We start from the raw sequence: 13878 nt of genomic DNA, 5'->3' as shown, positions 1-13878 counted from the left end.
AGTAATGAAGGACACGGACCTGACGAAACGCAAAAATGATCATCTGGATATCGTGCTGCGCAACAGCGCGCCAGCGGCAGGCAGTTTTGCCCACTGGCGGTTTACCCACTGTGCGCTGCCGGAACTCCATCTGGACCAGATCGACCTGCGTACCCGATTGTTTAACCGCACCATGCAGGCCCCCTTTTTAATCAGTTCAATGACCGGTGGCGCGGCGCGTGCGCTGGCTATTAATCATCATCTCGCTGAGGCCGCGCAGACGCTGGGGCTTGCGCTGGGCGTCGGTTCACAGCGCGTGGCGCTGGAAAGTGACAACAATTATGGTCTGACGCGCGATCTGCGTCGCATTGCGCCCGATATTCCGCTGCTGGCAAACCTGGGTGCTGCGCAGATCGCAGGCGAAACGGGCCGCAGGCTGGCGCTGAACGCGGTAAGTATGATTGAAGCGGATGCGCTGATCGTACATCTGAATCCGCTCCAGGAAGCCCTCCAGCAGGGCGGCGATCGCGACTGGCGCGGCGTGCTGGAAGCCATTTCGCAGCTGGTCAAACAGCTCGACGTGCCGGTGGTAATTAAAGAGGTGGGTGCCGGTATCTCCCCGCAGGTCGCGCAGCGACTGGCTGAAGCAGGCGTCAGCATGATCGATATCGCAGGCGCAGGCGGCACCAGCTGGGCTGCTGTAGAGGGCGAGCGCGCCACTGATCCGCAGCAGCGCGACATCGCCATGGCATTTGCCAGCTGGGGGATCCCCACTGATGAGGCGCTGCGCAGCGTTCGCGCCGCCCTGCCAGGTATGCCACTGATCGCCTCTGGCGGCATCCGCGACGGCATTGATGCGGCGAAAGCGCTGCGCCTTGGCGCAGATATTGTGGGTCAGGCGGCGGCCGTGCTGAGCAGCGCCCTGCACTCCGCCGAGGCGGTAACGACGCACTTTCAGACGCTGATTGAACAACTGCGCGTTGCCTGTTTCTGTACCGGAAGCGCGAATTTGCGCCAGCTGCGCCTTGCGCCCCTGACGCATACAGGAGGCGCCGGATGAGCCATTTCGCTGTTATTGCGCCGCCGTTCTATAGCCATATGCGAGCCCTGCAAAGCCTGGCTCAGGGGCTGATAGCGCGCGGCCATCGCATTACCTTTTTTCAGCAGGCCGATGCCGCTGCGCTGCTCAGCGACAGCGCGATTGGCTTCCATGCAGTTGGACTGAGTTCGCATCCGGTGGGCAGTCTCGATCGCACTTTGCAACTGGCTGCGCATCCTGCGGGTCTGGGTATCCTGCGCCTGATCCGCGACATGGCCAGCAGCAGCGATATGCTCTGTCGCGAGCTACCGCTGGCATTGCGTTCATCAGACATTGATGGCCTGATTGTCGATCAGATGGCACCCGCGGGCGGTCTTGTGGCAGAAGCGCTGGGGCTGCCTTTTGTATCCGTTGCCTGTGCCCTGCCTGTCAACCGCGAGGCACACTTTCCTCTGCCGGTAATGCCTTTTTTATGGGGTTCAGACGCGGCTGCACGCGAACGCTACGCCTCCAGTGAGAAAATTTATGACTGGCTGATGCGCAGCCACGATCGCGTCTTGTCGCGCCATGCTTACGCTTTTGGCCTGCCCGCCAGTCGTCAGCCGCATCATTGCCTGTCGCCGCTGGCGCAAATCAGCCAGCTGCCGCAGGCGCTCGACTTTCCGCGCCGGGCACTGCCCGCGCACTTTCATGCGACCGGCCCGCTGCGTGACCCGGTGCGCCCGACGGCCACGCCGCTGTTCAGTAACGGAGCACGGCCACGTATTTTTGCCTCGCTCGGCACGCTGCAAGGCAGCCGCTACGGGCTGTTTAAAACCCTGGTAAAAGCCTGCCGTGAACTGGATGGCGAACTGCTGATCGCCCACTGCGGCGGGTTGAGTGATTTCCAGTCCCGCAAGCTGCTGCGCGCCGGTGCCGCACAGGTTACTGACTTTGTCGATCAGCGCGCGGCGCTGGCGCAGGCAGATGTCGTCATAACCCACGGTGGCCTCAACACGGTGCTTGATGCCGTTGCGCACGCGACGCCGATTCTGGCGATCCCGCTCGCCTTTGACCAGCCGGGTATTGCGGCGCGCCTGGTCCATCATGGCCTGGGCATCCGAGCATCGCGCTTCGCCACCAGCCATCAGCTTGCACGCCATCTTCGTCATTTATTAGAAGATGAATCGATCCAGTCACGCATGGCGAGGCTTGCGCCACAGCTGGCCTCCTGCGGCGGCGTTGACCGCGCCGCTGATATTACCGAGCGGGCGCTACTCATGCGCCAGCCGGTTCGCGCGGAGAAGTGCTATGACATCGCAGTATGATCTGCTGCTTCTGGGGGCGGGGCTGGCAAACGGCCTGCTTGCGCTGCGTCTGAAGCAGTGCCAGCCGCATCTGCGCGTGCTGGTGCTGGATGCTGATATTCACGCGGGCGGCAATCATACCTGGTGTTTTCATGCAGACGATCTCAGCGAAGCGCAGCATCAGTGGATTGCGCCGCTGGTGGCGCACCGCTGGCCACACTACGAGGTGCGTTTTCCCCAACTGACGCGCCAGCTTAACAGCGGTTATTTTTGCATCAGTTCCGCACGTTTTGATGCGGTACTGCGCGCTGAGCTGGGTGACGCGCTGCGGCTTGGCCAGACCGTTGCCTGTAGCGGTGCCGATCACGTTCAGCTCGCCAGCGGCGAAGTGCTGCACGCACGTGCTGTGATCGACGGTCGCGGCTATCAGCCTGACGCAGCGCTGCACATTGGCTTTCAGGCCTTTGTCGGTCAGGAATGGTCGCTGAGCCAGCCGCACCAGCTGGATGGGCCTGTGCTGATGGATGCAACCGTCGATCAGCAGGGGGGCTACCGTTTCGTCTATACGTTGCCCCTGTCGCCAACGCGCCTGCTGATTGAAGATACCCATTACATTGACAACGCTTCGCTGGCGGCCGCGCAGGCGCGCCAGAACATCTGCGATTATGCGGCACGCCAGGGCTGGCAGCTTGCGTCGCTGGTGCGTGAAGAGCGTGGTGCATTACCGATTACCCTGGCAGGTGATTTTGCGCGTTTCTGGCAACATCGCCCGCCCAGCGTCGGATTGCGTGCCGGGCTTTTCCATCCAACCACCGGCTATTCTCTGCCGCTGGCGGTAGCGCTGGCGGATGCGCTGGCAGCGGAACAGCCTTTTTCGCCCGCCGGCGTTGCCTCGCGCATTCAGCAGTTTGCGCAGGCAGCATGGCGACGTCAGGGCTTTTTTCGCATGCTGAATCGCATGCTGTTTCTCGCGGGCGATGCAGATCAACGGTGGCGCGTTATGCAGCGTTTTTACGGCCTGCCGCAAGGCGTGATCGCCCGCTTCTATGCTGGTCAGCTGACGCTGGCCGACCGCGCGCGCATCCTCAGCGGCAAGCCGCCGGTTCCGGTACTGGCGGCACTACAGGCTATTCTTACTCACCCTTCTGGACGAAGAGCATCACGATGAAGCACACCACGGTAATTGGCGCAGGATTTGGCGGGATCGCGCTGGCGATTCGTTTACAGGCGGCAGGCATCCCTACGCGGCTGCTGGAGCAGCGCGATAAGCCTGGCGGACGCGCCTATGTCTATCAGGAGCAAGGCTTCACCTTTGATGCTGGCCCGACGGTAATCACCGATCCCACCGCCATTGAGGAGCTGTTCACCCTGGCGGGCAAATCGATGCGCGACTATGTCGAACTGCTGCCAGTGACGCCGTTTTACCGACTTTGCTGGGAAACGGGCGAGGTATTTAACTACGATAACGATCAGGCCCGGCTGGAGGAGGAGATCCGCAAATTCAACCCGCGAGACGTGGCGGGCTACCAGCGTTTTCTCGACTATTCGCGTGCCGTGTTTGCGGAAGGCTATCTCAAGCTTGGCACCGTGCCCTTCCTTTCGTTCCGCGATATGCTGCGTGCCGGGCCACAGCTGGCGCGCCTGCAGGCCTGGCGTAGCGTCTACAGTAAGGTGGCGAGCTTTATCGAAGATGACAAGCTGCGTCAGGCGTTTTCGTTTCATTCACTGCTGGTCGGCGGTAATCCCTTTGCCACCTCGTCTATCTATACCCTTATCCACGCCCTGGAGCGGGAATGGGGTGTCTGGTTCCCGCGCGGCGGCACCGGTGCGCTGGTACAGGGCATGCTGAAGCTGTTTCAGGATTTGGGCGGCACGCTGGAGCTGAATGCACGCGTGAGTCGGATTGAGGCGAAAGAGGAGGCCATCTCCGCAGTACATCTGGAGGATGGCCGGGTGTTTGAGACGCGTGCAGTCGCCTCCAATGCTGACGTGGTGCATACCTATGGCGATCTGCTTGCCCACCATCCCGCAGCGGCGGCTGAGGCAAAAAAACTCAGGGGCAAGCGCATGAGCAACTCGCTGTTCGTGCTCTACTTCGGCCTGAATCATCATCATGACCAGCTGGCGCATCATACCGTCTGCTTTGGGCCGCGCTACCGCGAGCTGATCGACGACATTTTTAATCGCAACGCCCTGGCAGAAGACTTTTCTCTCTATCTTCATGCGCCCTGCGTTACCGATCCTTCACTGGCTCCGCCAGGCTGTGGCAGCTATTACGTCCTGGCCCCGGTTCCTCATCTTGGCACCGCCGATCTTGACTGGAAGGTGGAAGGCCCGCGCCTGCGTGACCGTATTTTCGACTATCTGGAACAGCACTATATGCCAGGCTTACGCAGCCAGTTGGTCACGCATCGTATGTTTACGCCGTTTGATTTTCGCGATGAGCTTAACGCCTACCAGGGCTCCGCTTTTTCGGTCGAACCTATCCTGCGTCAGAGTGCCTGGTTCAGGCCGCATAACCGCGACAGCCACATTCGTAACCTTTACCTGGTCGGTGCTGGCACGCATCCCGGCGCAGGCATCCCTGGCGTCATTGGCTCAGCCAAAGCCACCGCGAGCCTGATGCTGGAGGATTTGCATGACTAATCCGACGCTGCTGCACCATGCCGTTGAGACAATGGAAGTGGGTTCGAAAAGTTTCGCCACCGCCTCAAAGCTGTTTGATGCCAGCACCCGACGCAGCGTCCTGATGCTGTATGCCTGGTGCCGTCACTGTGATGACGTGATAGATGAACAGGAGCTGGGATTTGCCAGCTCTCTCCCGGCGGCTGAGACGCCCCAGCAGCGGCTTGCCGGGCTGGAAAAGAAAACCCGCCAGGCCTACGCAGGCATGCAGATGCATGAACCGGCGTTCGCCGCCTTTCAGGAGGTGGCTCTTGCCCATGAAATTTCGCCTGCCTACGCCTTTGATCATCTTGAAGGCTTTGCGATGGATGTGCGCGAGACGCGCTATGAGACGCTTCAGGACACGCTGCGCTACTGCTATCACGTCGCGGGCGTCGTGGGGCTGATGATGGCGCAGATTATGGGGGTGCGCGATCAGGCGACGCTGGATCGCGCCTGCGACCTGGGAATCGCTTTTCAGTTGACCAATATCGCGCGCGATATCGTCGAGGATGCACGCGTGGGCCGCTGTTATCTGCCTGAGAGCTGGCTGGAAGAGGCGGGACTGGACAGGCTGCATTTTGCCGAGCGAGCGCATCGACCGGCGCTGGCGAGCGTGGCGAGACGGCTGGTGAGTGAAGCGGAACCTTACTATGCTTCGGCCTCAGCTGGCCTGGCCGGACTGCCGCTGCGCTCGGCGTGGGCGATTGCCACGGCCAAAGAAGTCTACCGACGCATTGGCGTAAAGGTTTATCAGGCGGGAGAAACCGCCTGGGACCGCCGCCAGTCCACCAGCAGGCAGGAGAAACTCCTGCTGCTGGCAGCGGGTTCGGTGCAGGCAGTCAGATCCCGGGCCGCTGCTTCGCCGCCGCGTCCGGCTGAGCTTTGGCAGCGTCCGCGCTAGGTTTTCGGCCGTGATGCTGACGCAACGTCGCCTGCAGTTTTGACAGCGGCGGCGCATAAAGAAAGCCAAACGAGACGCAGTGATCTTTGCCGCGTACCGCATGGTGCAGGCGATGCGCCATATAAAGCCGCTTAAAGTAGCCGCGACGTGGGATATACTTAAACGGCCACCGCTGATGAACCAGGCCATCGTGGACAATAAAATAGAGCAGGCCGTAGAGCGTCATGCCTGCTCCTATCCACTGCAACGGCCAGACGCCGCGGCTGCCAAGATAGATCAGCCCTATCGCCAGTACCGCAAACACAACGGCGTAGAGATCGTTGACTTCAAACCAGCCGGAATGCGGTTCATGATGTGAGCGGTGCCAGCCCCACCCCCATCCGTGCATGATGTATTTATGCGACAGCGCCGCAGCGATCTCCATCGCAATCACGGTGAGTAAGACAATCAAAGCATTCCAGAACCACAGCATAGTTTCTCCCTCAGGTGCATCCTGCACATCAGTGTTCTCAGGCGGGTCTTTATCTTCTGCGGCGCGCCGCAGGCGAACTTTAATTCTAGGCGATGGTCCGCAATTCGCCGGGGGGTTGGGTTATCATCCGCATCGAACCGGGAAAAAAACATAAATTCGGCATGAGCACAAAACGCAATGGCGTAATGCGCCTGCACTACCGTAGACTGCGGCGGTGATAAAAACAATTCAGGGACTTAAACTGCATGAAACTTTTTTACAAGGCTGGCGCCTGCTCGCTGACGACACATATCGTGCTGCACGAAACCGGTCTGCCGCATACCTCCGTGGCCGTCGATCTGCAAACCAGACGCACCGCTGACGGCGAGGATTTTCTGTCGATAAACAGCAAAGGTTACGTGCCAGCGCTACAGCTCGATAATGGCCATGTCATGACTGAAGGCGCGGTGATTGCTCAGTATCTGGCCGATCTGAAACCAGAAAGTCATCTGCTGCCAGCGAGTGGCGAAGCACGTTATGCGGTACTGGAGTGGATGAACTTTATCTCGACGGAACTGCATAAAGGCATTGGTGCCTTCTTCAACCCGGCCATTACGCCAGAATGGAAAGCGGCAGTAACCGCAACGCTGACAAAGCGCCTGAACTGGCTGGCTGAAGCGCTGGGGGATAATACCTGCCTGAATGCGCAGCACTTCACTATTGCTGACGCTTACCTGTTCAACGTGCTGGGCTGGTTCCGCGTGGTTGACTTCAGCCTGGAGCGCTGGCCCGCGCTACAGCGCTTTATCGCTACTCATGCGCAGCGCCCGTCGGTGATCGCCGCCATGAAGTCGGAAGGACTTATCTGAAGCTGAGCGCGCCCGACAAGCGGGCGCGTTTTTTTTATCAGAAATCTGCTTTTAGCACGATGCGGTAGTGCGCTTTACCGGCGCGCAGGTGCTCAAGCGCGTCGTTGATTTTCGACATGGGGAAATATTCCACCGTCGGAGCGACATCGGTACGCGATGCCAGCCTGAGCAGCGAACGCAGCTGGCCCGGCGAACCGGTAGAGGAGCCGGTCACAGCGCGATCGCCTAAGATTAGCGTAAAGGACTGCACTTCAAACGGCTTCATTACGGCACCCACAGTGTGGAATTTGCCTTTCGCCGCCAGCGCCTGGAAATAGGGTTGCCAGTCAAGATCGACCGCGACGGTGCTGATGATCAGATCAAACTGTCCTGCCAGCTTCTTCAGCGCTTCCGGATCGCGGCTGTTCACTACATAGTCTGCGCCCATCTGTTTGATGGTCTCGGTTTTTGACGGCGACGAACTGAAGGCCGTGACTTCCGCGCCCAGCGCACGCAACAGTTTGATTGCCATATGGCCAAGGCCACCGATACCGATAACGCCTACGCGACTGGTCGCCGTGATGTTGTGCATCAGCAGCGGCTTGAAGACGGTGATACCGCCGCACAGCAGCGGGCCGGCTGTTGCCGGATCCAGGCTCTCGGGCAACGGGATCGCCCACTGCCAGTTGGCACGTAAATGGCTGGCGAAACCGCCGCGGTTGTTGATGGTCGGAACGCTGGTGTTTTCACAGTTGACCTGCTCACCGTTGATACAGGCATCGCAGTGCTGACAGCTTTTTGCCGTCCAGCCAATGCCTACGCGCTGACCGATCTCCAGACCTTTATTTTTCGCGCTGTCGCCAAGCGCGGCGATGCGGCCAATCACTTCGTGGCCCGCAATCAGCGGATAGCTTGAGATGCCCCACTCATTATCAATCATTGAAAGATCGGAGTGGCAAACACCACAGTATTCCACTTCCACTTCGACATCTTCTGCCGCCAGTGGGCCAGGATCGTACTCATAGGACTGTAGCGCTTCCCCGGCCTGCATTGCCGCGTAACTTTTAAATTTCATGCTTTCCTCGCTGATATAATTAATGTGCTTCAGGCAGCGTTGCGCTGAAGCTGTTCGCAACCGTTACGAACTGTCCGCCGCCCAGATGGTGCAGAGTATGGAGCGCACGATTTTCATCGCTGAAATGCCAGCGCCCGTCATAAAACACCCGGCTGTCAGCCGCTGCCGCCACCACTTCGCCAAACAGCGTGTCATAACGCGGCTGCGCCTCTGTTTCAGGAAGCAGGCGACACTCCAGCCAGGCAACACAACTCTCTTCCAGCAGCGGTACGCCAAGCTCGGGACCACAAACAGACTGAATGCGATAAGCGCTGAATTTATCCCGCTCGCGTCCTGATGTATTTCCTACCGCATAAGTTAAATCGGCAAATGCCGCAGCCGGTACACACACGCCAAACGCCCCGCTGGATTCAATAAGTTCACGTGACCAGGTTGATTTATCCACCACAATGGCCACGCGCGGCGGAGTGAACTCGACCGGCGTCGACCAGGCAGCTGCCATCACATTACGGCGTTGGGTTTCTGGATGCTGACTGGTAATAAGAATAGTCGGGCCATGATTAAGCAGGCGGCTGGCATGCTGTAGTGCTACCGGACGGAAAGGCGACATGTCGGTTCCTTAACTCACTGATGGCGCAATTTTGCACATCATAAATCACTGTAAACGTTTTACTTTACGCGATATAAGCGGCACGGGTTTGCCGCTATGTGCCCCGTCATTTTTTATGAAAGATCATGGTTTAGAGGGGTGCGAAAAGCGTGGCGGGCTGCGGTCATCAGCTGGTCAGCCGTCACTGAGGAGGGCAACCTCGTCAATACCTTGATGGCCTGCCAGTAGCAGAGCACCATTCCCTCATCCTTTTCCGTCTCAGCCAGCTCTGTAAGCCGCGCGCGCAGTGACGGCACGTCCACCGTTTGCTGCTCATCCAGCATCTCTTCAATGGTTTTATTGATCACGTCGTGGATAATTTTCCAGGAAAGATTCGTAAGCAAAATCAACCTCTTCTAGAACTTTTCGGCTTCGGGGCTGGAAAACCTGATACCGTACAGGCCAGCGGCCTGCCAATGAATAAAGGGTCATATGAAAAATAACTATAGCCGCTTCACAGGGCTTTCGACGACTTTTACATTTCGCAATTATTACAGTGGAAGCGTTTCCAAAAAAGCCGTTTTCTGACAATGCACGGCCAGAATGGAATTACAACCTGGAAGGCAGGTAGAGGGGAGTGGGAAGGGCCAGATACATAATGAATGCAAGAGAAACCGTGCAGGTTATCTGTCGGGCAGGTCAGATACAGCCTGACCTGCCCGTCCGGGAGAGAAAGACATAGCGTTATTTGCGCGTCTGTTCAGTCTCATCATCTTCGTAAGCAGGTATTTCTGCATCGTCCGGTAAGGGTTGCGAGTCAGGACGCTCTGACATGATAGTGTTCCTCTTTTTGGCGTAATTGCTTTCCGAGGCTGGCGCTGCTGGCATAAATTTCAGACGCCTTCAGGTTACACCCTGCCGGATGATAGTTCAGGTGGCCCCTGTTTCCAGTGCCCTGCCTCAGTGCGATAATCGATCTGACAGCCCGCCTGGTCACCAGACATTTTTCTGTCTGCATTTCAGGTAATATTTGGCAATAGAATAAACTGCCAGAAATTTTATGAATGCCGATAAATTGATGCATGCAGACGGGGAGGTTAACGTGAGCCAACACCAGGGTAAAACGTTAACTTCCCCGCTGCAGCTTACCCCGCTTCTGGAACAGGCGGGGAATTCCGTCCAGCTGTCAGGCGACGTATGACTTACGGCCGCTTCAGCAGCGGATCGATTTTTTCATCGTCCCGAAGCGACGCAGAGCCGCTTTTGTCGGCCAGTGGCCTGTCAACGTCGGTGTCATTCACCACGCCTGCGGGCCTGGCTGTCGCCTCATCTGACAGGGGGGCGTTGACGTTGACACCGTTGTCGGTGTGGTCAATATCCACTTCCTGACGACGAACGGAGTCGGTAACGTTCTCGACACGATCGCTCTGATCTTTACGCACTACCACTTCTTCTTTGATGTGCGCCGTTTTATTGATAACCGGCTGCTCATGTGTTTCAGCTACTTCAATCGTCTTCTCTTCCCAGTCTACGTCATCGGTTGCCGCCGGGCTGTGCGCTGAGCGTCGGAAGATGTCCGCATGCTGTTCATGCAGCGACACATTTTCTGAAACTTGATCGGTCACGGTATAGCGACGCACACGCGTCGTCCCTTCGCTGACCAGACGTTTACCCACTTCAAGACGCTCTTCCGCCAGGCGTAGCACCTCTTCTTCGCTCTCATCACCTGTCAGTGAGGTGCGCACGGGCTGAGTCAGGCCGCTTTCGTTAACCGTGCTGACACCGTCATCCCGGTTAACCTCATCAACGGTATAGGCAGATGAGACGGTATAACCATCATCCTGTGCCAGCCCGTGACCCGCAGGAACTTCACCCGTATCGTGCGCGTCGATGATGCTGTAGGCGCGCGGCAACTTCTCTTCTTCGGCGCGTAGGGTCAGCACGACGCTACCCGATTTGATCGCATCTTCATAGACGCCGCTCTGCTCCTCATCGAGGGTATTGCCAAACAGACGCTGCCAGAAACCAGGATGACGCGCCTCATGTCCTTCCGATTTCAGACGCTCGCCTGAAATCACATCAATATCATGTTCTGCAAAACCCGCTTTAAACAGGCTGCGCTTTGCCCCTTCTGCCTGAGCCAGGGTACTAAACATCGTTACGATCTTTTCGTGTGCCATGGGATCCTCCTGCGTATTGGGATGGCTTAGGTGTCATCTTTTTTCCGTTCAATTTCAACGTGCTGTTTTCGCAGAGGAACAGTTTCTTCCCAGAGAAACTGCTCTTCGGTTCGCCGGATATGCAGTTCCTCTTTTAAAACCAGCCTGCGAACGATCTCGATCTCTTCTTCGACTACCGGAACAATCAGGACACCTCCCTCTTCCCTGACTTCAGGCATAGCAGCAATGCGCTCATTTTTAGGCACATGCGTTACATCCACACTGTTCCGACGTAACATCAGACTCACTGGCTCGTCATGCGTTAACGTTCGACGCTTTACAGTGACGTGACCATCCAGAACCTCTTCCCGCGTAACGGTGAGCCGTTCTTCAGCAAGACGCAAAATGTCCTCTTCTGCATCGGGATGTTCGTCATTGTGCGAAGAAGAAACCATATTTCACCCTTCATGAAATGCCCGGTTGAAATAAACACCCTGATATAATCAAATCAAAAGCATTTACAACTAAGAAATTTAAGTTTGATTCAAAAAACAGATGATGCAAGCCAGGCGGCAAAAAAAAGAACAAATAACATCGCCTGAGATATTTTTATTAACCGATCTGAAAAGAGTTCAGTTAATTTTTTCAGACCCGGCAAGGACTTAATGCCAAAGATTAATATTTATGATGGACCTTAATTTAAATAGATTTGAATTACAGCGTCATCATAGTCATCAGGCTGTGTCATACCACAATGTTTATCATGTTAACTTAATGATAATAAAGGATTAAAAAATGAGGTGCGCGTCATTTTCTCCCTGAGCAGGAAAAAAAACAGGGCCGCTTAACCGCGTTAAACAACAGAAAGATTGCAGTTTATTGCATTTACTAAGAAAGCATTACGCAATAAGTCTCTGTCAGACAATCCAGGATCCCCGGAACAGGGTACTCAGGCACAGGACGCGGAAGAGAAAAATATCCACGGGAGAAAATTTTTTTATGACAATATGAAAACTGTTGCGTATTCTGGCGAAAAGACAGAATGACCTTAAGGCTCAGCCTGACCGTCCCCCCCTGCCCTCTTTACTCTGGCTGGCTAAAAATAATGCGCGACCTTTTGAATATGGCCCAGAGTCACTCTGGTGAGGAAGAAATAAAAAGGCTTAAAACCTTTGACGCTGAACGCGAGAAGGTGCTGAAACATTTTGTTCTGCTCGCCAGTCAGGTGCTGGATATTCCTTCAGCGTTTGTTTCTGTGCTTGATGAGCATAATCAGTATATCAAGGCTTCTCACCGTTTTACGCTCGAGACCTCATCACGTAAGGATGCTATTTGTCGCTATGTGGTTGAAAGTGAAGCTGCGCTGGTTATTTCTGATACCAGTCTGGACGCGCGCTTTGTGAATCATCCTTTTGTACTTGGCTCCCCCTGGATCCGTTTTTATGCAGGTATTCCGTTAAAAACGTTATGCGGCGCTGTCATTGGCACACTTTGCGTCACCGATACAGAACCTCACGTCTTCTCGACCGACAAGGTGACAACACTCGTGATCCTCGGCGGGCTCATCACCGCATTTTTAACAGCCTGGCATGCGTCAGGCTTTACCGATCCTCTGACCGGGCTTCCAAACCATCGGCGCCTGGAGCGTGATCTTCTGTTTCTCAGGCAGGCACAGGATGCCACGCTCAGAAAGCTGGTGATTATTGAGTGTCTCGACATGCCGCGCACTTTTGAACTGGCGCGCTCGCTGGGTATTGAGCCTGTCACCAGTTTACTGCACGATCTTGCTACACTTCTCCCGTTGCGTCTGCGCCTCTCTACCGGAGATATGTTTTATGTCCTTTCTACGGGGCGCTTTGCCCTTCTGGCCAGCGAAACCAGTCGGCTCAGCGCCGCCTATGTAGCCGGTAAGCTGGAGGGCATTACCGCAGACGTAGGAGAGGGGCTGTCTCTTTCTCTTACACCGCATTCAGGCGAAACGCTGTTCAGAGCGTCTGTGCAGACACCTGCTGAGGTGATCAGTCAGGCCATGCTGGCGATGCATGAAGCGGTCAGTCTCAACGTTCCGGCATTGAGCTTTCATCATGCGCTGAGCGCGCAGCAGAAAAAAGAGCTCAGCCTGATGAACGACCTTGCCCTGGCCCTGCGCGGCGGCGAGGGGCTCTATCTCGTCTATCAGCCTAAAATTTGTCTGCAAACCGGCAAACCCGTTGGGCTGGAAGCATTGATTCGCTGGAAACATGGTGACTATGGCGAGCTGCTACCCTCAGCCTTTATTCATCTGGCCGGGCAGACCCGTCAACTTCCCGCGCTGACGGAATGGGTTATTGCAGAATCCATTGCCCAGCTAAAGAGATGGAAACAGACCCGCTTTTTGCTGCCCATAACGGTAAATATCAGCGGGCAGGATTTCTCCCGCCATGGTTTTGTAGAGAAACTGATCGCCTGCATGACAGAGGCCGGTTTGCCTCATTATCTGTTAGGGCTGGAATGTCTGGAAACCGAAAAACTTCTGGAGTGTCCCGCGGCGATAAAGGGTCTGTTAGCGCTGAAGGCAGAGGGGTTTTCCATTTCGCTTGACGATTTTGGCTCCGGCTACAGCAATATCAATTATCTGAGCAAAGTGCCGCTCGATATCATCAAGCTTGATCGTTCACTTGTCAGCCGGATTGCCACGGATCCGACCTCACGCATTATCGCTCGCAGCATTATCAGCATGCTCAAGGAGCTGAACTTTGTCGTTATTGCGGAAGGGGTTGAGGATGTGCAAACGCTGCAGGCGTTGAAAACTTTTGGCTGCGATCAGGCGCAGGGTTTCTTCTATTCCCGGCCGCTGAAACCTGCGGAGCTGGAAGCCTGGCTGCACTGAGCTTTCTCACTGCTC

Annotated in this window: 13 protein-coding genes; 7 read left to right on the top strand and 6 right to left on the bottom strand. The window is 56.2% G+C overall.

Annotated elements, in window-relative coordinates; genetic code table 11:
* Positions 1-4: 4 nt before the first annotated feature.
* Genes fni through crtB form a run of 5 tightly spaced genes read left to right on the top strand, consistent with a single transcriptional unit; the run spans position 5 to position 5872 of the window.
* The gene (fni, locus tag HP564_RS02250; RefSeq protein ID WP_371239755.1) at positions 5-1039 is read left to right on the top strand and encodes a type 2 isopentenyl-diphosphate Delta-isomerase; all 1035 of its coding nucleotides are present in this window, start codon (positions 5-7) and stop codon (positions 1037-1039) included.
* Positions 1036-2325, top strand: coding sequence for a glycosyltransferase (locus tag HP564_RS02245; protein WP_371239753.1), 1290 nt, complete (start codon positions 1036-1038; stop codon positions 2323-2325). The genes fni and HP564_RS02245 overlap by 4 nt, the downstream gene beginning before the upstream one ends.
* The gene (gene crtY, locus HP564_RS02240) at positions 2309-3472 is read left to right on the top strand and encodes a lycopene beta-cyclase CrtY (RefSeq protein ID WP_371239751.1); all 1164 of its coding nucleotides are present in this window, start codon (positions 2309-2311) and stop codon (positions 3470-3472) included. The genes HP564_RS02245 and crtY overlap by 17 nt, the downstream gene beginning before the upstream one ends.
* A complete protein-coding gene (locus tag HP564_RS02235) occupies positions 3469-4950 on the top strand; it encodes a phytoene desaturase (RefSeq protein WP_371239749.1) in 1482 nt (493 codons plus the stop codon). The genes crtY and HP564_RS02235 overlap by 4 nt, the downstream gene beginning before the upstream one ends.
* Positions 4943-5872, top strand: a complete 930-nt coding sequence (gene crtB / locus HP564_RS02230; RefSeq protein WP_371239747.1) for a 15-cis-phytoene synthase CrtB — start codon at positions 4943-4945, stop codon at positions 5870-5872. Before HP564_RS02235 ends, crtB begins: the two co-directional genes overlap by 8 nt.
* On the opposite strand, the gene HP564_RS02225 is transcribed toward crtB, so the two are convergent.
* On the bottom strand, positions 5811-6344 hold the full coding sequence (locus tag HP564_RS02225) for a sterol desaturase family protein (protein ID WP_371239745.1): 534 nt from the start codon (positions 6342-6344) through the stop codon (positions 5811-5813). The genes crtB and HP564_RS02225 overlap by 62 nt on opposite strands.
* Before the next feature lie 245 nt (positions 6345-6589).
* On the opposite strand from HP564_RS02225, the gene gstA reads away from it, so the two are divergent.
* Positions 6590-7192: a glutathione transferase GstA gene (gstA, locus tag HP564_RS02220; protein WP_371239743.1), complete on the top strand. Its 603-nt coding sequence runs from the start codon at positions 6590-6592 to the stop codon at positions 7190-7192.
* A gap of 37 nt (positions 7193-7229) precedes the next feature.
* Here gstA and HP564_RS02215 read toward each other — a convergent pair whose 3' ends face one another.
* The 5 genes from HP564_RS02215 to HP564_RS02195 all read right to left on the bottom strand — a co-directional run bounded on the left by HP564_RS02215 (position 7230) and on the right by HP564_RS02195 (position 11449).
* Positions 7230-8246: an NAD(P)-dependent alcohol dehydrogenase gene (locus HP564_RS02215; RefSeq protein WP_371239741.1), complete on the bottom strand. Its 1017-nt coding sequence runs from the start codon at positions 8244-8246 to the stop codon at positions 7230-7232.
* 19 nt (positions 8247-8265) lie between these two features.
* Positions 8266-8856, bottom strand: coding sequence for a flavin reductase family protein (locus HP564_RS02210; RefSeq protein ID WP_371239739.1), 591 nt, complete (start codon positions 8854-8856; stop codon positions 8266-8268).
* Between the two features lie 113 nt (positions 8857-8969).
* Positions 8970-9239, bottom strand: a complete 270-nt coding sequence (locus HP564_RS02205) for a hypothetical protein (RefSeq protein ID WP_371239737.1) — start codon at positions 9237-9239, stop codon at positions 8970-8972.
* Positions 9240-10037: 798 nt separating this feature from the next.
* Positions 10038-11015 carry a YsnF/AvaK domain-containing protein gene (locus HP564_RS02200; RefSeq protein WP_371239735.1) on the bottom strand — a complete coding sequence of 326 codons (978 nt, stop codon included), beginning with the start codon at positions 11013-11015 and terminating at the stop codon, positions 10038-10040.
* 26 nt (positions 11016-11041) lie between these two features.
* On the bottom strand, positions 11042-11449 hold the full coding sequence (locus HP564_RS02195) for a YsnF/AvaK domain-containing protein (RefSeq protein WP_371239733.1): 408 nt from the start codon (positions 11447-11449) through the stop codon (positions 11042-11044).
* 668 nt (positions 11450-12117) lie between these two features.
* Between HP564_RS02195 and HP564_RS02190 the strand changes: the two genes are divergently transcribed.
* A complete protein-coding gene (locus tag HP564_RS02190; RefSeq protein WP_371240637.1) occupies positions 12118-13863 on the top strand; it encodes an EAL domain-containing protein in 1746 nt (581 codons plus the stop codon).
* Positions 13864-13878 lie beyond the last annotated feature (15 nt).

Origin of the sequence: Pantoea sp. KPR_PJ (assembly GCF_041386365.1) — a bacterium.
In the GTDB taxonomy this organism is placed as follows: domain Bacteria; phylum Pseudomonadota; class Gammaproteobacteria; order Enterobacterales; family Enterobacteriaceae; genus Pantoea.
This window is presented reverse-complemented; position numbering and strand designations above follow the sequence as displayed.

Coding starts and splice junctions, on each gene's coding strand:
- crtY (WP_371239751.1), top strand. CDS start 2,309: ATGACATCGCAGTATGATCTGCTGCTTCTGGGGGCGGGGCTGGCAAAC.
- HP564_RS02200 (WP_371239735.1), bottom strand. CDS start 11,015: ATGGCACACGAAAAGATCGTAACGATGTTTAGTACCCTGGCTCAGGCA.
- HP564_RS02245 (WP_371239753.1), top strand. CDS start 1,036: ATGAGCCATTTCGCTGTTATTGCGCCGCCGTTCTATAGCCATATGCGA.
- HP564_RS02190 (WP_371240637.1), top strand. CDS start 12,118: ATGGCCCAGAGTCACTCTGGTGAGGAAGAAATAAAAAGGCTTAAAACC.
- gstA (WP_371239743.1), top strand. CDS start 6,590: ATGAAACTTTTTTACAAGGCTGGCGCCTGCTCGCTGACGACACATATC.
- HP564_RS02195 (WP_371239733.1), bottom strand. CDS start 11,449: ATGGTTTCTTCTTCGCACAATGACGAACATCCCGATGCAGAAGAGGAC.
- fni (WP_371239755.1), top strand. CDS start 5: ATGAAGGACACGGACCTGACGAAACGCAAAAATGATCATCTGGATATC.
- HP564_RS02235 (WP_371239749.1), top strand. CDS start 3,469: ATGAAGCACACCACGGTAATTGGCGCAGGATTTGGCGGGATCGCGCTG.
- HP564_RS02215 (WP_371239741.1), bottom strand. CDS start 8,246: ATGAAATTTAAAAGTTACGCGGCAATGCAGGCCGGGGAAGCGCTACAG.
- HP564_RS02210 (WP_371239739.1), bottom strand. CDS start 8,856: ATGTCGCCTTTCCGTCCGGTAGCACTACAGCATGCCAGCCGCCTGCTT.
- crtB (WP_371239747.1), top strand. CDS start 4,943: ATGACTAATCCGACGCTGCTGCACCATGCCGTTGAGACAATGGAAGTG.
- HP564_RS02225 (WP_371239745.1), bottom strand. CDS start 6,344: ATGCTGTGGTTCTGGAATGCTTTGATTGTCTTACTCACCGTGATTGCG.